The following is an 18,304-nucleotide window of genomic DNA, read 5'->3' as shown; positions in this document are numbered from 1 at the left end:
ATCCCCCGGACGCACAAACAGCCTCCCCGAAGGGAGGCTGTTCTATGACGTCCCGGAAGGGATTCAGCCCCTTCGGGCTGATTGCGAAGCGGGTGCTAACGAAGCGTATGCTTGGGCGTCCCCGGCTGGCGCCCAGGGTTCTCATCCCCCGGACGCACAAACAGCCTCCCCGAAGGGAGGCTGTTCTATGACGTCCCGGAAGGGATTCGAACCCCCGACCGTGCGCTTAGAAGGCGCATGCTCTATCCAACTGAGCTACCGGGACATGGCGCCTGACTGAAAAGCAAGCAAAAATTATGTTATCATACATAGATAATTTTTTCAACTTGTTTTTTTGAAACCGTACGGGGATATGCTATAATCTACAATTGATTAGGGTTCGGATGAATAGGAACGGAGAAAAGGAGGTGCCCTCATGAATCAATTCAATTCCCCTGCCAAAGAGAATATCGTGCTGTTCCCGAAAACGCTGGATTATTATCAGATCCAGCTTACGGTAATGCTGGAAAGTGAACGTTACGGGGAGGCGATGGAACTGCTGCGTTTTCTGCTGCAGTGCCAAGGACAGGAAGAGCGGCACTACGAGGAGTGGCAGTCGCTGCTGGATTGGCTGGAGGCGGCGTTCCCCTATGCCGCGCAGGGTAGTGATGCAGATGGTGCCCCCTCTGCAGAAGAGCAGGATCTGAAGGAAGAGGATATGGCCCGGATTCTGGCCAAGTCCAAGCTGGAGGAGGATGCGGATTATCCCGATAAGCTGCTGAAGCGGGTCATGAATGAACCGCTGTCCGAGGCGACCGTGCTGGCGCTGGAGCAGCTCTCCTACCTCGAGGGGAGCCACGTAGATGAAGCGCTGACCGGCTGGCTGCAGCAGGCTGAGGTACATCCGCTGCTGCAGTTCCGCACGCTGCAGACGCTCCGCCGCCGCGGGGCACAGGGAGCGGTCAGACTGAGCCGCGGCCACGAAGCTGCTGAGGTGGAGATCGAGGCTGTGCCGCTGCAGAACGACGAGTTCCCGGCGCAGGTAAGCCAGGTGCTGGAGCGGGTAGCTGAGCAGGCGGAGGTGCATGAGCCGACGCTGTACTATTTTGCCCAGGAGCTCTGGGGGCAGTTCATCATGTCCATTTATGGAACGAAGGAATACCGCAAGCTGCTGGACGGAGAGTATTCGCTGCTGGATATTTGGGCGGGAGCCCTGCACCAGATGGTGTCGGAGAGTCTGAACGGAAACCGCAAAGAAGAGGAAACACGGAGTATGTACGGGATCACAGACAGCATGCGCTTTCAATTTGAAGGTGCTTACCGTTCGCTCAAAGGATTTGTAAAGACTTCTCTACTTGATAAATAAAGTAATGTTGTATATAATATAATGGTTATTCTGTGCGTGAATTGTATGACTTTTTTTAAGTAAACATGTAACCAATTTTGGAGGGAAAAGTATATTATGAAAGCAACCTGGGAAAAAATAGAGAAGAACCTTGGAGTTCTTGAAGTCGAAGTAGACGCAGACCGCGTAGCTGCAGCACTCGACAAAGCTTTTAATAAAGTGGTTAAGAAAGCAAACGTACCTGGATTCCGTAAAGGTAAAGTGCCGCGGCCGATTTTTGAATCCCGTTTTGGCGTAGAAAGCCTGTACCAGGATGCCATCGACATTCTTCTTCCTGAAGCTTACGGCGAAGCGGTTGAACAAACTGACATCTTCCCTGTAGACCGTCCTGAAGTAGACATCGAGCAATTCGCCAAAGGCCAGCCGTTCATCTTCAAAGCGAAGATCACTGTTAAGCCTGAAGTGAAACTGGGCCAGTACAAAGGCCTGGAAGTTCCTGTACAGAAGGCTGAAGTAACTGACGAAGAGCTGGACGCTGAACTGAAACGTCTGCAGGAGCGTCATGCTGAGCTTGTTGTTGTTGAAGATGATGCAGCAGTTAACGGCGACATCACTGTGATCGATTTCGACGGTTCCGTAGACGGCGTTCCATTCGAAGGCGGACAGGCTGAGCGTCATTCCCTTGAACTGGGAAGCAACTCCTTCATCCCTGGCTTTGAAGAGCAGGTAGTTGGCATGTCCACTGGAGACTTCAAAGATGTTGAAGTTACTTTCCCTGAGGCTTACCATGCTGCTGAGCTTGCCGGAAAAGTAGCTGTATTCAAAGTGAAGCTGCACGAAATCAAACGCAAACAGCTTCCTGCACTGGATGATGAATTCGCTAAGGATGTAAGTGAATTCGACACTCTGGAAGAATACAAGGCAGACCTGAAGGCACAGCTGGAATCCCGCAAACAGGAAGAACTCAAAGGCGTTCGCGAAACTGCAGTAGTTGATGCAGCTGCTGCTAATGCTGAAGTTGAAATTCCTGCGGCTATGATCGCCAGTGAAGTAGAGAACATGGTTCGCGATTTCGACACCCGTCTTCGCCAGCAGGGCATGAACATGGATATGTTCCTCAGCTTCTCCGGCCAGACACGTGAAGACCTGCAGGAACAAATGAAGGGCGATGCTGAGAAGCGCGTTCGCAACAACCTTGTTCTGGAAGTCATCGCTAAAGAAGAGAAGATCGAAGTTTCTGAAGAAGAAGTTACGCAAGAGCTGGCTACTATGGCAGAAGCTTACAAACGTACTCCTGAAGAAATCCGCAGCATTCTGTCTGCCAATGGTTCCCTGAGCAGCCTGAATGACGAAATTTCGCTGCGCAAGACCATCGACTTCCTCGTTAGCAATAGCGTAGAAGTAGAAGCTCCAGCTGTAGAAGCACCTGTTGAAGAAGCGGCTGCAGAAGAAGCAAGCGCTGAGTAATTTTTCTTCAGAGCTATAATTTACCTAGCACGGCCATCTCCAAGGGCCTCCATAAAGATCAGATAAGGCACGTAAGTTTTTGTTACGTGCCTTATTTTTATCGGGGCAGACGTTTGTTAGTACATACCACGGATCAAGAATTGGCATTGCCCGCGGAATTGCGATATAATGGCATGCACATGAGCAGTGCGGTTAAAGAGCAGCAGTGAATAAATGACATCCCGCTTTGAACGTGTTAAAATATTTCTGAAACGGAAAGACTAATCTGTATAGAGAAAAGAGGTTGGTGGCATGAGTCTGGTACCAATGGTTGTGGAAACGACAAGTCGGGGAGAACGCTCATACGATATCTATTCCAGATTGCTCAAGGATCGCATCATCTTCCTAAGCAGTGCGATTGACGATGATGTCGCCAATCTGGTAATTGCCCAGTTGTTATTCCTGGCAGCAGATGACCCCGAAAAAGACATTCACTTGTACCTCAACTCGCCCGGTGGTTCTGTCACAGCCGGCATGGGTATATATGATACGATGCAATATATCAAACCGGATGTTTCAACGATTTGTGTGGGTATGGCTGCCAGTATGGGATCATTGCTCCTTACAGCTGGAGCGCCTGGCAAGAGATATGCGCTGACCAACAGCGAGGTTATGATTCATCAACCGCTTGGCGGCGTTCAGGGGCAGGCATCCGATATCTGGATCCATACCGACTGGATTCTGAAGACCAAGGCGAAGCTGAATCAGATTTATGTAGAGCGCACAGGTCAGCCCCTTGACAAAATCGAACGGGATACGGACCGCGATAACTTCATGAGCGCGGAAGAAGCGAAGGAATACGGGCTCATTGACCAGGTACTCTCTTCACCGATCATATCTTAAAGGGGTGGTAAGATGTTTAAATTTAATGATGAAAAAGGGCAATTGAAATGTTCCTTTTGCGGCAAATCACAAGAGCAGGTTCGTAAGCTTGTAGCCGGACCTGGCGTTTATATATGTGACGAATGCATCGAGCTGTGCACGGAGATTGTGGAAGAGGAGCTCGGTCACGAAGAAGAACTGGATATGAAGGATATTCCGAAACCGAAGGAAATCCGCGATATTCTGGATCAATACGTAATCGGCCAGGAGCAGGCGAAGAAATCGCTCTCCGTTGCCGTATACAATCACTACAAGCGTGTGAACAGCCAGAGCAAGATTGAAGATGTGGAGCTGACGAAGAGTAACATCCTGCTGCTCGGACCTACCGGTTCCGGTAAGACCCTGCTGGCGCAGACGATGGCGAAGATCATCAACGTTCCTTTTGCCATTGCAGATGCCACTTCCCTTACGGAAGCAGGTTATGTCGGTGAAGACGTTGAGAACATTCTCCTGAAGCTGATCCAAGCGGCTGATTACGATGTGGAGAAGGCCGAACGCGGCATTATCTATATAGACGAAATTGACAAGGTAGCACGCAAATCCGAGAATCCGTCCATTACCCGCGACGTTTCCGGTGAAGGTGTACAGCAGGCTCTGCTGAAGATCCTGGAAGGTACTGTAGCTTCTGTTCCACCGCAAGGCGGACGCAAGCATCCTCATCAGGAATTCATCCAGATCGATACCACGAACATTCTGTTCATCGTAGGCGGTGCCTTTGACGGCCTGGAGCAAATGATCAAACGCCGTATCGGCAAAAAAGTTATCGGCTTCAACGCAGCGGTTGAAGGTCAGAAGGATCTGAAGGCCGGTGAATACCTCTCCATGGTATTGCCTGAGGATCTGCTCAAGTTCGGCCTCATTCCTGAGTTTGTCGGCCGTCTGCCGGTCATCTCGACGCTGGAGCCGCTTGATGAGAACACACTGGTACGTATCCTCTCCGAGCCTAAGAACGCGCTGGTGAAGCAGTATGTGAAGCTGCTCGAGATGGATAACGTTGCACTCAAGTTTGAGCCGCTGGCCCTTGAAGCTATTGCCAAGGAAGCGATCAAACGCAATACCGGTGCCCGCGGACTGCGTGCAATCATCGAGAGCATTATGCTCGACGTGATGTATGAGGTTCCTTCACGTGATGACATTAAGGATTGTGTCATTACCGAGAAGGTTGTCCAGGAGAAGTCCCTGCCGGAGCTCAGTCTCAAGAAGGATAAGAAAAAAGAAGAAAGTGCGTAAGCAATGAGTAATCATCTGCTTAGTGCAGCTTAACAATACAATTCAGGGTCTCCACTTTCTCCCGCACACCCCGCAGTACCTGCGGGAGCGGAGAGGGTGGAGCTTTGATCGTTATGGGGGAGAAAACCATGTTCTTGAGACACCAGACCCGTCCCGTCAATGTCGGCGGGGTAATTATTGGGGGAAACAACGAGGTTGCTATCCAAAGCATGTGTACGACCAAAACCGCCGATGTCGAAGCGACCGTAGCCGAGATACTGCGGCTGGAAGAAGCCGGATGCCAGCTCGTGCGTGTAACGGTCAACAATGAAGAAGCGGCGGCGGCAATTAAGGAAATCAAGAAACAGATTCATATCCCGCTGGTAGCGGATATTCATTTCAACTATAAGCTGGCCCTGCTGGCGATTGAGAACGGCATCGACAAGGTACGCATCAATCCCGGCAACATTGGACGCCGCGATAAGGTGGAAGCTGTCGTTAAGGCTTGTAAGGAGAAAGGCATTCCAATCCGTATCGGGGTCAACGCAGGTTCCCTGGAGAGTCATCTGCTGGAGAAATACGGCTACCCTACACCGGAAGCCATGGTCGAGAGTGCCTTATACCATATCGGAATTCTGGAAGAGCTGGACTTCCACGATATTATCGTGTCACTGAAGGCCTCCGATGTGCCGATGGCCATCGAAGCTTACCGCAAGGCGGCGGAAGTGATTCCTTATCCGCTGCATCTGGGCATCACCGAATCCGGCACGTTGTTCGCCGGAACCGTCAAGAGCTCGGCCGGGATTGGCGCGCTGCTCTCCATGGGAATCGGCAGCACGGTACGTATCTCGCTGAGTGCTGATCCGGTGGAAGAGGTGAAGGTGGCCCGCGAGCTGCTCAAGACCTTCGGTCTGATCTCGAACGCCCCTACACTGATTTCCTGTCCGACCTGCGGACGCCTGGACATTGACCTCTTCTCCATCGCGAACGAAGTGGAAGAGTATATTTCCAAGCTGAAGGTGCCGATTAAGGTATCTGTGCTGGGCTGCGCAGTGAATGGTCCGGGTGAAGCAAGGGAAGCCGATATCGGCATTGCCGGAGCACGCGGAGAAGGCCTGCTGTTCCGCTACGGTAAGATGATCCGTAAGGTTCCTGAGGCGGAGCTGGTCTCCGAGCTGAAGAAGGAGATTGACATCATTGTGGCTCATTTCGAAGAGACCGGTGAGATTCCCGGCCGCAAGCATGCGGGACTTGCTCCTGCAGTAGGTGCGGGCAACCCTGAGAGCGGCAACTAACTGAACTGATTCTAATCGTATCCTAACCTGATTTTTTCTATGTTTATATACATGAAGCGCCCCGCTGCAGATGTCTGGTACGATCAGACCATCTGCAGTGGGGCGCTTTTCATTAGATAAGAATCTATATGTTTTGGGGGTTATTTTACGTGCTTTTCCGGAATAGAGCCTTCTTCAGCAGTGTGATTACATAGATCAGAATAGGGATCAGCAGGAGAAAAATAAACGAGAACTTTCCCCATACCGTTCCGATGATGTCATTGACATAGACGGTGTTGATATATGTATTCCAGGCGATGATGAGGAACAGTACAGCCAGCGGGTAGATCAGATGCTGAGGAGCTTTGAGGCTGAAGACCGTTTGGATGCCTTTGAGGATGGAAAGGTAGAGCAGTGAGATTTTGATGAAAAAGGTTAATATCCAGATGGTGATCAGCAGTCCCTCGACGCGCTGCAGAATGTTCCCGATATTGATGGTTTTGGCCAGTGCATAAGCAGGGAAAGTGCTGTTCTCCGTCTGCTCAATGCCAAGTACAAGGATGCTGAGCAGTACGATCAGGAGCAGCACGGTACCGCCGGTTATAGTCCCCCACAGAAAGGCTTTTTCCCCGCTTTTTCGCTTATGGACCAGAGGCAGGAACGTCATCATCACAATGAGCTCCTGAAACATGGCCGACTGTAAGCCGGCCTGAAAGACAGGACCTGCACCCCCCTCCAGAACAGGCTTGATATGATTCCATTCGATTTGGGGGATCAGCGTGAGAACAAGGAGCAGGAACAGAAACAATACCCACGGAAACAGCAGCTCCCCCAATCTGGCGAGCACGATAACCCCCATACTGGCCCCCATAACCGCAGCAATCAGGAACACAATCTGGATCGCCTCAATCGGCGTTTCCGGCATGATCTCACTCGACATGAAGAATCCGAGGTCACCCAGCAAAGTGCCGGTGAGGATGAGGAAATAGAACAGATAGAGCAGCGAGATTAGTTTACCCATCCATTTACCGAAGGCAGCTTCGTGAATTTCAAAAAGATGTCTGCCGGGATGAAGCCGTGCAATAAATAGATAGAGCACCACCATGACCAGGTTGATCATAAGACTGCAGAGCGAGGCAATCCAGGCATCTTCTCTGGCAGTATGCGCAAGTCCGCTTGGGATGACCAGAATAGAGGTGCCGATGGTCAAACCGAATGTCATAATGTAGAACTGTCTTGCGGCAATACCGGTACGGCTTTTCACCTCTATCTCACATCCTTTATCGCAAAAAGTATTCAGGACAGCAGCTCCATGATGCTGCGTACCCAGTCGAGCGGCCTGAGCTGGGACAGATCTGCCTTATCCGCGAGAGTGACCATGACAGTCAGAGCCCAAATTCCATAGAATGCGGCGGTATCCCGGGCGGACCGGAGCCTGAGAATGCCGGGGGTTTTCAGGATGAGTATAAACAGCAGGAAGAACAGTAACAGCAGACTCCAGTTCATTTCTCCTCGAGCTCCCTTTGGAGTGGCTGTATGACCGAGCCGATGCGCCGGATTGCCACCTTGGAATGAACACTGATCTTAACGGTCTTGAAGCTATCCTCCCAATGGTTGCGGTAATCCTTCCACAGATGGGGATACTTCCGGTGCAGCGCTTCTCCGAAGCCGAAGATATCGGAACTATATTTCTGCTGGACCTCCCGGATATCGCTGGCCATTCTGTCGTCGAAACGCTTCTCCAGATTCTTCTCAATGCCCTCGATGCTGGACGGTTTGTTCAGATCGAGGGTGCCTTCCACTGTCGTCAGGTTGGCTTCTATATTCAGTTTCACGGTGAATTCGGGTTTGCCTTGGTCATTCAGCTTGATATCCATCGCGGTATTTGCCTGTGTCACGATGAAGCCTGCGGTGCCGCCATCCGGACTGGGCACATTTCCAACCGTTGAATCCACGTCATTCAGCGTATAATTGACACTTTTGCTGAGCGGTTCACCCAGCCAGCCGACCAGCTTGTCTTTTTTGAACACGGCGATGCCGGCATGCTGAATCAGGGTCTTCGGGCTGATGCTCTGCACATTCTTGGCGGACTCCCCGTCCTCTACATCTCCTTTTAACTGTACCCCCGACATGATCGGATTAGAGCCGCCGCGCTCCAGCTCGGTAATGAACTGCTGCAGGGTTACTTTCCCGGTCGCGGCCCATTTCTTATGGGAGACTAGAATCGAAGAGTACAGGGAATTCGCCGGGATATGCTCGAAGGGAGTGATAATCTCCAGGATCTTCGAAGCTTTCGAATTCTTGGCTACCAGCAGGAAGAAATCTGTACGAAGCTGATTGTCGCGGGAGATGTAGTCTAGAGCATCACTGACCCCGCTCCGGGCCAGCGCTTCCCCGAACACAAGCACACGGATATGGGCCAGATACAGCATACGGGGAGTCATGCTCAGCATCCGCTGCAGCGCATCCGGGACGGTACGGCCTACGGATTCGTAGGTTACGACAGGCAGGCTTCCGGAGGAGGCTCCCTTCTGGTTACCGGCCTCGCTGGGATTCATAACCTGGGCGGTGACCGCATACCCCTCCGGAACCAGATCAATGCCAAGCGCCATGACCAGAGCAAGATCATTCAGTTCTTTGCGGCTCCAGCATCCGGTAAGTGACATGAGACTTAGAATCAGGAGGATTGTAAGGGCGCGTCTTCCCCGCATCAGGCAGCGTTCCTTTCGTTATAGATTCACAGGCAACCTCTAATTTCGTCCGAAAAACTTCTTCATGCTACGCCGCGAGAGGCGGATGAAGGTATCCCGCTGGCTCTGCCAGCGCATAGGTGCGAAGGAGGTCATGTAAGGAATGCCCACCGATTCCAGGCTGCACAGATGCAGACCCAGAATTATCATCGCGATAATCATCCCGTACAGGCCGAAGGAGGCAGCAATACCCATCAGCACAAAACGCAGCATCCGCACAGAAATGCCGACATTGAAGGCCGGCAATGCGAAGTTGGCGATCGCTGTGATGGACACCACGATGACCATGGCTGCTGAGACAAGCCCCGCATCGACCGCGGCCTGACCGATAACCAGGGTTCCGACGATGGACACGGACTGGCCGATGGATTTGGGCAGCCGGATACCGGCTTCGCGCAGAATCTCGAAGGTGATCTCCATGATGAACGCTTCAAGGAATGCCGGAAAAGGAATCCCCTCACGCTGCCCGATCAGACTGATCAGCAGAGTGGTTGGGATCATCTCCTGATGGAACGTAGTAATGGCGATATAGAAGGAAGGAGTCAGCAGCGCAACGGCGAAACAAAAAAAACGCAGCAGCCGCACCAGGCTGGCGAAATCGCTCCGCTGGTAATAATCCTCGCTGGACTGAAAGAATTGCACCAGCAGTGCAGGAACCACGAGCACGAACGGAGTGCCCTCGACCAGAATGGCGATCCGTCCTTCCAGCAGTGCCGAGGCCGTGACATCCGGACGCTCTGTATTATAGACAGTGGGAAAAGGGCTGTAGCGCTTGTCCTGAATCATCTCCTCGATGTAATTGCTCTCCAGCACGCTATCCAGCTTCGCGTCATCCAGCCGTCTGCGCAGCTCCTCTAGCACTACCGGATCGGCATTGCCTTCAATGTACATTACCGCGACATCCGTCTGGGTCTGCTCCCCCAGCTTGCGTGACTCGATCCGCAGCTTCGGGTTCTGGATGCGCCTGCGGACCAGTGCGGTATTCTCCCGCAGGGATTCGGTGAAGCCTTCACGCGGTCCCCGTACAACCGACTGGGAGATGGCATCTTCCACAGCACGCTGCTTGAGCGCCTCTGTGCCGGCAGAGAGTGCGGTAACACTTCCATCTATGAAGAGGATTGTGTTACCGGCCAGGATTTCCGTTTCAACCTCTGTATAGTTGCTGATCTCCCCGACCTTGCCCAGGGTAAGCGTCCGTTCCTGCAGCAGCTTGAGGCAGGTCTCCGTTGTAAACCCGTCCAGCTCATGGAACAGGCTGGCATCCTCGTGAATTGCCTGTATCAGATCCCGCGGCTCAGACAGTCCTTCAATAAATACAAGCACAGCGGACAAGGGGCCGAGCGAGATGAACCGGTAGATGATATCTGTACTTTTGCCCAGGCGGACTTGCATGCCCTCTATGAAAGCGGATAGAGATTCCGGCAGCTTCTCCTGCGGCGATCCTGCATTTTCCAGCTGTGTCATGTGTATTCGCCTCCTGTCATCCGGTATAGTCTTTCCGTTTGTGGAAATCGTATGCAATCTGCAGGCCGGGAAGGGCGGCTCGGGCTTCTGTTTTTTTAGCGCAGGCGTTTACGAATGATTGAAACGGCTATACTACCTAGTAGTAGTTAAATACTGGATAGGCAGACGGAAGGAAACAGGAGGGTGTGCTATGGAACTAAGTATATTGCTGATGGTCGTGCAGCTCTTTTTTGCGCTGGTCATCGGCGTTTATTTTTGGAATCTGCTGCGTGGACAGAAGACCAACAAGACGGCGGTAGACCGGGAATCGCGCAAGGAGCTGGATAAGCTGCGCAAGATGCGGATGATCTCACTGACCAAGCCGCTCTCAGAAAAGACACGTCCGGCCTCCATCGACGATATTGTCGGACAGAAGGACGGATTGCGCGCGCTCAAAGCCGCGCTCTGCAGTGCCAATCCGCAGCATGTCATTATCTACGGGCCGCCCGGGGTGGGCAAAACTGCGGCTGCCCGCGTCGTCATGGAGGAAGCGAAGAAGAATGCATTGTCCCCGTTCAAGCGGGATGCCAAGTTTACAGAGATTGATGCCACTACAGCGCGCTTCGATGAGCGCGGAATTGCCGATCCGCTCATCGGCTCGGTGCATGATCCGATCTATCAGGGTGCGGGGGCCATGGGGGTGGCCGGAGTTCCGCAGCCGAAGCCGGGAGCGGTCACCAAGGCGCATGGCGGGATTCTGTTCCTGGATGAGATCGGAGAGCTGCATCCGATTCAGATGAACAAGCTGCTGAAGGTGCTGGAGGACCGTAAGGTGCTGCTGGAGAGTGCATATTACAATTCAGAAGACAGCAATACGCCGGCGTATATCCATGATATCTTCCAGAACGGCCTGCCCGCCGATTTCCGGCTGGTTGGCGCAACGACACGTTCGCCGGACGAAATCTCGCCTGCGCTGCGGTCGCGTTGTATGGAGATCTACTTCCGGCCGCTGCTGCCGGAGGAGATTGCGGTGATCGGAAGGGATGCCGTCCAGAAGATCGGGCTGAAGCCAAGCCCCGAAGCGGTGGAAGTGGTGCAGCAGTATGCCACGAACGGCCGTGAAGCGGTCAACATGATCCAGCTGGCCGCCGGATTGGCCCTGACCGAAGGCCGGGATACCCTTAGCGCTGCCGAAGTGGAATGGGTCGCGGGCAGCAGCCAGCTGCCGCTGCGGACGGAGCGCAAGATTCCGTCGTCCCCGCAGATCGGGCTGGTCAACGGCCTTGCCGTCTACGGGCCGGGCATGGGTACGCTGCTGGAGATCGAAGTCTCCGCCGCACCCGCTGCGAATGGTCAAGGCAGACTGAATATAACCGGTGTGGTCGATGAAGAAGAGATGCGGGGAGGCTCACGGACAACCCGGCGCAAGAGTATGGCCAGAGGCTCCATCGAGAATGTGCTGACCGTGCTGCGCACGATGAAGCTGGACCCGGACCGCTACGACCTGCACATTAACTTCCCCGGCGGCACGCCAATTGACGGCCCGTCCGCCGGTGTCGCCATGGCGGTCGCTATCGTCTCCGCCATCCGGCAGCTGCCGGTGGACAACACGGTAGCGATCACCGGGGAGATCGGCCTCCACGGCCGTGTGAAGCCGGTCGGCGGCGTGGTCGCCAAGGTGGAGGCCGCGTTCCAGGCCGGTGCAACCACCGTGCTGATCCCGAAGGAGAACTGGCAGTCGCTGTTCTCCGACCTCGGCCCCCTGCGGGTTATCCCGATGGACACCGTCGAAGAAGTCTTCCGCCATCTGTTCGGCACAGACACGGCAGACGTGAGAATGCCTGCCGTGTCGGGCGAGACCTTCTCTTCGGCGCCTTCGCTGCTGAAGGCGGATGCTTCGGGGGAGAGTCTGGGCGGGTAGGAAGTAAATAGTCTGAAGACAATCCCTCAGATAAGGAATCTGGGGGATTGTTTTGCAGTACCGTCCTTTGGAGGACAGTAGAGCTGTTTCAGCTTGTTCGTTATGTAATGATTCCAGAGCCTTACGGACCGTAAGGTTGCTATTTTAGGCGAAAGAGGGACTCAGTTCGGCACCGGGCTAACGGACCGGATGCAGCTCCCGGATATAGATGGATTTTCTACACTTGTTGAGGAACGGATGAACCCTGCGGAACCAGCAGTTGGATAAACAGCACTTAAATCGTCGCATTTCATCCAAAGCAGCTAAATCACCCGAATTAAATGTTATTTTTCCACTTGCTTGCTCCCGATCCGCCAAAATCAGCAAATTAAGATACCTTTATCCACTTGCTTGTGGCAGCAACCGATATCCCTGCGGCATCCTCTCCACGGATACCGTACATATAAGGACGGCGAAGCCGTTTCCACTTGGTACAAGGATCAAGTTTTTTGAGAAGAAACTCTGACATTTCTCCGCCAAAAATGATATAATGATTAGATCAGTGTGTAGAGATATTAGTCTTTTATAGGACTAAAAATATATGTCTCACGATACGTCTGCCATCTGAAATACTATTTTTATGGAGATGACGTACATGCACGGAGAAACAAGACTGCCCAGAAACGCCAAAGAAGGTTTATTATTTTTGTTAATTGTTTCAATTATTTCAGTCAATACCATTGCTCCTCTTATTGTAGGATTGGAGCTCGGATTCAGTAAGGAAGTCTACCTGGATACACTGAAGATCCTTCCATTCATGTGGGTAATCGTAGTTCTGCTGGTACGGCTGGTTGCAGGACCTATTGTCCGCAAAGTGCTGCCTAAGTTCACAGGACAAACCGACGGATTTAATGCCAGGGTTCTCCTGAATATTTTATTGAATGTTACAGTATTATCGATTTCATTGTCGGTTATCGGCACATGGGTTGGAACGAGACATGTAAGTCTGGAGCCCATTAGGAACTTCCTTCATATTTGGCCAAGAAACTTTGGGATAGCCTTCTGGATTGAACTGCTGGTGGCACAGCCGATCGCAAGATTTGCAATGAAGAGCCTGCATGCAAGACAGGACCGTAAGACAGAAAGTGTAAATGCGTAATCAGCGCTGATCGTCCAAAATAACAATACATTCGGGGAACGTCCATGCCGGGCGTTCTTTTCTTTTAATTAACCAGGCACCCTTTAAGTAAAGGCGACGGCATAGTACACTTAAGTTCAGCGAATACTAAAAGACGACTGCGCCACAGCATTTGCCGCGGCACAAGGCTTGTTGGTGTTTTCATGCCGCTTTTGTTAGAATGAATGCATATGACACTACTTATGAACCATGGGAGGTGCGAAAGCGATGATACAAAGCAAATCGAAAGGTCGTCGTTTTCCTTTATTACCGCTTAGAGGTCTTCTTGTATATCCCAGCATGGTTCTGCATTTAGATGTAGGCCGCGAGAAGTCCGTCCGGGCACTGGAAAAAGCTATGGTTGAAGATAACCTGATTCTCCTCTGCTCCCAGTCGGAAGTGAATATAGAGGAGCCGGGACAAGAAGATATTTTCCGGGTGGGTACAGTTGCGAATGTGCGGCAGATGTTGAAGCTTCCCAACGGCACGATCCGTGTGCTGGTGGAGGGTGTGGAGCGGGCCGAGATCATTCATTATACGGATAACGAGGAGTATTACGAGGTAATGGCGCGTGAGCTGCCGGAGCAGGAGGATGTCGATCAGGAGAGCGATGCCCTCATGCGTACCGTGCTAAGCCAGTTCGAACACTACATCACCTTGTCCAAAAAGGTTACTCCCGAGACGCTGGCCGCGGTCTCCGATATTGAAGAGCCGGGCCGGCTGGCCGACGTGATCACCAGTCATTTGGCGCTGAAGATTAAGGAGAAGCAGGAGATTCTGGAGACCATTGACGTCAGCAAACGTCTGGAGAAGCTGCTCGATATCCTTAATAATGAGCGTGAAGTGCTGGAGCTGGAACGCAAGATCAGCCAGCGCGTGAAGAAGCAGATGGAGAAGACCCAGAAGGAGTATTACCTGCGCGAACAGATGAAAGCGATCCAGAAGGAGCTTGGCGAGAAGGAAGGCCGGGCCGGCGAAGCGGATGAGCTGCGCGCCCAGATGGAAGAGAAGCATCTGCCGGAGCGTGTGCAGGAGAAGATCGAGAAGGAAATCGACCGTCTGGAGAAAATGCCGGCAAGCTCGGCCGAAGGCAGCGTCATCCGCAACTATGTAGATTGGCTGCTGGGTCTGCCGTGGAGCGAAGCGACCGAAGATGACCTGGATATCAAGAAGGCGGAGCAGGTGCTGGATGCAGACCACTACGGTCTGGAGAAGCCGAAGGAACGCGTGCTGGAATATCTGGCTGTACAGAAGCTGGTCAAGAGTCTGAAGGGTCCGATTCTGTGTCTGGTTGGTCCTCCGGGTGTCGGCAAAACCTCGCTCGCCCGCTCCATCGCCCGCTCGCTGAACCGTAAGTTCGTCCGCATCTCGCTGGGCGGCGTACGGGATGAAGCGGAGATTCGTGGTCACCGCCGTACCTATGTCGGTGCTATGCCGGGGCGGATTATTCAGGGGATGAAGACTGCGGGCAGCATTAACCCGGTCTTCCTGCTGGATGAGATCGACAAGATGGCAGCGGACTTCCGCGGCGATCCGTCGGCTGCACTGCTGGAGGTGCTGGACCCTGAGCAGAACAATACGTTCAGCGATCACTTCGTAGAGCTGCCGTTCGATCTGTCGAATGTCATGTTCGTCACAACAGCGAATGCCGTGCATAATATTCCGCGTCCGTTACTGGACCGGATGGAGATGCTGTTCATTCCCGGCTATACGGAGCTGGAGAAGCTGCAGATTGCCAGCCGCTATCTGCTGCCGAAGCAGCGCAAGAGTCATGGCTTGGAAGATGAGCAATTATCCATTGAGGACGATACACTGCTGAAGATAGTCCGCGAGTACACCCGGGAATCCGGGGTGCGTAATCTGGAGCAGCAGATTGCTGCCCTGTGCCGCAAGGCCGCCAAGCAGATTGTCTCGGAAGAGAAGGAACGCGTAAGCATTCTTCCGGAAGAGATCAAGGATTATCTGGGTGCTTCGAAGTACCGCTATGGAATGGCGGAGCTGGAGGATCAGATCGGTACTGTGACCGGGCTGGCCTGGACCGAGGTTGGCGGCGACACGCTGCTGATCGAAGTAACGGTTGTGCAGGGGACGGGCAAGCTGACGCTGACCGGACAGCTGGGCGATGTGATGAAGGAATCGGCGCAGGCCGCCTTCAGCTATACCCGCTCTAAGGCGGAGGAGCTGGGACTGGCACCGGATTTCCATGAGAAGAACGATATTCATATCCACATTCCCGAAGGTGCGATCCCGAAAGACGGTCCGTCCGCAGGGATTACGATTGCTACAGCGCTCATCTCCGCCCTGACGAAACGTTATGTCTCGAAGACTGTGGCGATGACCGGCGAGATTACGCTGCGCGGACGTGTGCTGCCGATCGGGGGCCTCAAGGAGAAATCGCTGGCAGCCCACCGTGCAGGCTACAAGAAGATCCTCATTCCTAAGGATAACGAGCGTGACCTGAAGGATATCCCCGAGAGTGTCCGTAACGATGTTGAGTTTGTGCCCGTAGCCCATATGGACCAGGTGCTGAAGCATGCACTTGTTGATCACGGGGCCGTCAGCGGCAGAGACACAGATACGGATACAGATACAGAAATTAGTATTGAAGCGCCTAGTAGTGTGCATTAGAAAGGAAGTCCTATGAAAGTTAACAATGCCGAATTTGTGATCAGTGCCGTAGGCCCTGACCAGTACCCTGTGGATGCCTTGCCGGAGATTGCTCTGGCAGGGCGCTCCAACGTAGGGAAATCATCCTTGATCAACCGCATGATTAACCGCAAGAATCTCGCCCGTACCAGTTCTACACCGGGTAAGACACAGCATATGAACTATTATCGTATTAATGAAAGTATGTACTTCGTCGACTTTCCGGGTTACGGCTACGCTAAGGTCTCCAAGACGCAGCGCGCCTCCTGGGGCAAAATGGTTGAGAAATACATGTCCGAACGTGAAACGCTGAAAATGGTTCTGCTCGTTGTAGACCTTCGTCATCCGCCAACCGGCAATGACAAGATGATGTTCGACTGGCTGAAGCACTATGATCTGCCGCTCTGTGTAGTGGCAACCAAGGCGGATAAGATTCCGAAGACCCGCTGGCCGAAGCACATCAAAGTGATGAAGCAGGAGCTCGGTGTGCTGCCGGGTGATAACTTCATTGCTTATTCTTCAGAAATTGGACTTGGCAAAGACGAACTATGGGAACTTATCGATAGACATACTCTTCCTACCGAAGAAGAACCTCCGGCAGAACCGGATGATCAGGAATCCGGGGATGAACCACAGCACGAAGAGTCTTCTGAGACTTAAGGGTTTGTCATAGAATTGAGGGATGGTTATGGCTCAGCGTCTGGCTATGGAATATGTGAATGCAACAATGCAAATGACCGAATTTCAGCTGAACCAGTTTCTGCTTACCGCCGATACCAGCTATATCAGCCACCGCGTGAAGATCCTTGGGGCAGGTGAACAAGAGATTGTGCTGGAAGAGGCCGGGGGCGAGGAGGTACATCTGTCTTTTGAACGCAAAGGCGGCATCTATATTGGTTCCTTGTCCTGCAGGGTAGTGAATCCTCATCTGATCAATGCGGTCCGTAAGCTCTTCTTCATGTATAAGGGCACGGGAACCGTGAACCGGATTTATAAGGAATTAACGATGATGTATTACTATGAGGGAGGCTCGGTGCGCCGGATTTCGGAAGTGAGACCGGGCGGCACTAAGCTGATCTATCAGCATAAATATTCATTAGTAGAGATGATGTCTATTTACAAGCTGCAGACGGTAGAGCAGGAGATAGAGCAGGAGCGCCGGAAGATTAATAGCTTACTGGATCTCCGCAATACTTGTCAGCATGAAGCGGCTATCCGTGAAGTAGACGAACAGCTTGCGCTGTCTGCTTACCGGCTCTTTCAGTTAGAAGCTTAAGAAGTTTAATTTAAAATTTAGCAATCATTTCCTAGTGAAATGGTTGTATTTTTTTGCGAAATCTATACATATCCTCCCGAAAAGGACCGATAAAAGACATATGATAGATATCCATAGCCACATTCTACCCTTCATGGATGACGGAGCCGCTGATGTTGACGCCGCTCTCGCCATGGCGCAAGACGCCCATAACGATGGTATTACAACTGTAGTTGCCACCCCGCACCATGCGAACGGAGTTTATATGAATCCGGCTCCAGATATAGAAGCAGCTGTGCGGCTGCTGAATGAGAAGCTCCAAGAAGCGGGCAATCCCCTTCAGGTGCTGCCGGGCCAGGAGATTCGTATCTACGGCGATCTGCTGGATGATCTGGAGAAGGGACAGCTGCTGACGCTTGCAGGCTCCAGGTACATTCTGCTGGAGATGCCCTCCTCGCGGGTGCCCCGCAACATGGAGGAGGTCTGTCATGAATTGATCATTCAGGGCTATGTTCCGGTAATCGCCCATCCGGAGCGTAATGCCGAGGTCGCCGAGAATCCGACCAAGCTGGAGCGGCTAACCGAACTGGGAGCACTTGGACAGCTGACGGCCCAGAGTCTTGCCGGGACCTTCGGGAGTAAGCTGCAGAAGGTGTCACTAGACTTGTGCCGGCGGGGGACTATACAGGTGATTGCATCAGATGCACATGATTCTAGTAATCGTCCGTTCGGTTTAAGCGAGGCTTACGAGGTTGTGAAGAAACAATTGGGAAATGAGACATTCGACTTTTTTCTACACAATTCGCGCAGAATTGTTGCTAATGAGGAGATCATTCGAGTTAATCCTGTTCAATCTGGCAGCAAACTTCATAGATTGTTCGGATTTTTTTCTCGTAAAGGGTGACCTCCCTGTTGTTTAATGGTAGAATGGGTATTAC

15 protein-coding genes and 1 tRNA gene are annotated in these 18,304 nt (G+C 52.5%); 11 read left to right on the top strand and 5 right to left on the bottom strand.

What is annotated here, in order from left to right:
• Positions 1-191: 191 nt before the first annotated feature.
• Positions 192-265 (bottom strand) — tRNA-Arg (locus PBOR_RS27940).
• Between the two features lie 150 nt (positions 266-415).
• On the opposite strand from PBOR_RS27940, the gene PBOR_RS27935 reads away from it, so the two are divergent.
• The 5 genes from PBOR_RS27935 to ispG all read left to right on the top strand — a co-directional run bounded on the left by PBOR_RS27935 (position 416) and on the right by ispG (position 6,216).
• A complete protein-coding gene (locus PBOR_RS27935; protein ID WP_042217133.1) occupies positions 416-1,345 on the top strand; it encodes a hypothetical protein in 930 nt (309 codons plus the stop codon).
• 96 nt (positions 1,346-1,441) lie between these two features.
• Positions 1,442-2,791 carry a trigger factor gene (gene tig / locus PBOR_RS27930; RefSeq protein ID WP_042217132.1) on the top strand — a complete coding sequence of 450 codons (1,350 nt, stop codon included), beginning with the start codon at positions 1,442-1,444 and terminating at the stop codon, positions 2,789-2,791.
• Between the two features lie 291 nt (positions 2,792-3,082).
• Entirely contained in the window at positions 3,083-3,673 is a 591-nt protein-coding gene (gene clpP, locus PBOR_RS27925) for an ATP-dependent Clp endopeptidase proteolytic subunit ClpP (protein ID WP_036726029.1), read from the top strand.
• Between the two features lie 12 nt (positions 3,674-3,685).
• Positions 3,686-4,942 (top strand): ATP-dependent protease ATP-binding subunit ClpX, encoded by a 1,257-nt coding sequence (gene clpX, locus PBOR_RS27920; RefSeq protein ID WP_042217131.1) that lies wholly within the window; start codon positions 3,686-3,688, stop codon positions 4,940-4,942.
• Between the two features lie 128 nt (positions 4,943-5,070).
• Positions 5,071-6,216, top strand: coding sequence for a flavodoxin-dependent (E)-4-hydroxy-3-methylbut-2-enyl-diphosphate synthase (gene ispG, locus PBOR_RS27915; RefSeq protein ID WP_042220001.1), 1,146 nt, complete (start codon positions 5,071-5,073; stop codon positions 6,214-6,216).
• A gap of 145 nt (positions 6,217-6,361) precedes the next feature.
• Here ispG and PBOR_RS27910 read toward each other — a convergent pair whose 3' ends face one another.
• From PBOR_RS27910 to PBOR_RS27895, 4 genes are read right to left on the bottom strand one after another with little or no spacing between them, the layout of a single operon-like run.
• Complete coding sequence (locus PBOR_RS27910; RefSeq protein WP_081972215.1) at positions 6,362-7,459, bottom strand: GerAB/ArcD/ProY family transporter; 1,098 nt, start codon at positions 7,457-7,459, stop codon at positions 6,362-6,364.
• A 32-nt stretch (positions 7,460-7,491) separates the two neighbouring features.
• Positions 7,492-7,701, bottom strand: coding sequence for a hypothetical protein (locus PBOR_RS27905; protein WP_042217130.1), 210 nt, complete (start codon positions 7,699-7,701; stop codon positions 7,492-7,494).
• Complete coding sequence (locus tag PBOR_RS27900) at positions 7,698-8,906, bottom strand: Ger(x)C family spore germination protein (RefSeq protein ID WP_042217129.1); 1,209 nt, start codon at positions 8,904-8,906, stop codon at positions 7,698-7,700. Before PBOR_RS27900 ends, PBOR_RS27905 begins: the two co-directional genes overlap by 4 nt.
• Before the next feature lie 39 nt (positions 8,907-8,945).
• Complete coding sequence (locus tag PBOR_RS27895) at positions 8,946-10,409, bottom strand: spore germination protein (RefSeq protein ID WP_042217128.1); 1,464 nt, start codon at positions 10,407-10,409, stop codon at positions 8,946-8,948.
• A gap of 190 nt (positions 10,410-10,599) precedes the next feature.
• On the opposite strand from PBOR_RS27895, the gene lonB reads away from it, so the two are divergent.
• From lonB to PBOR_RS27865, 6 genes are all read left to right on the top strand, one after another.
• A complete protein-coding gene (gene lonB, locus PBOR_RS27890) occupies positions 10,600-12,309 on the top strand; it encodes an ATP-dependent protease LonB (protein WP_042217127.1) in 1,710 nt (569 codons plus the stop codon).
• A 634-nt stretch (positions 12,310-12,943) separates the two neighbouring features.
• Positions 12,944-13,447, top strand: a complete 504-nt coding sequence (locus PBOR_RS27885) for a DUF2798 domain-containing protein (protein ID WP_042217126.1) — start codon at positions 12,944-12,946, stop codon at positions 13,445-13,447.
• Between the two features lie 246 nt (positions 13,448-13,693).
• The gene (lon, locus tag PBOR_RS27880) at positions 13,694-16,093 is read left to right on the top strand and encodes an endopeptidase La (RefSeq protein ID WP_167549577.1); all 2,400 of its coding nucleotides are present in this window, start codon (positions 13,694-13,696) and stop codon (positions 16,091-16,093) included.
• 12 nt (positions 16,094-16,105) lie between these two features.
• Positions 16,106-16,771 carry a ribosome biogenesis GTP-binding protein YihA/YsxC gene (gene yihA, locus PBOR_RS27875; protein WP_042217125.1) on the top strand — a complete coding sequence of 222 codons (666 nt, stop codon included), beginning with the start codon at positions 16,106-16,108 and terminating at the stop codon, positions 16,769-16,771.
• A gap of 28 nt (positions 16,772-16,799) precedes the next feature.
• Positions 16,800-17,387 (top strand): hypothetical protein, encoded by a 588-nt coding sequence (locus tag PBOR_RS27870; protein WP_042217124.1) that lies wholly within the window; start codon positions 16,800-16,802, stop codon positions 17,385-17,387.
• A gap of 100 nt (positions 17,388-17,487) precedes the next feature.
• Positions 17,488-18,270: a tyrosine-protein phosphatase gene (locus PBOR_RS27865; protein WP_042217123.1), complete on the top strand. Its 783-nt coding sequence runs from the start codon at positions 17,488-17,490 to the stop codon at positions 18,268-18,270.
• The last annotated feature ends 34 nt before the right edge of the window (positions 18,271-18,304 follow it).

The sequence above is a fragment of the Paenibacillus borealis genome, from assembly GCF_000758665.1.
GTDB lineage: Bacteria > Bacillota > Bacilli > Paenibacillales > Paenibacillaceae > Paenibacillus_AQ > Paenibacillus_AQ borealis.
The sequence above is the reverse complement of the archived record's forward strand: the minus strand, read 5'-3'. Positions and strand labels throughout refer to the sequence as shown.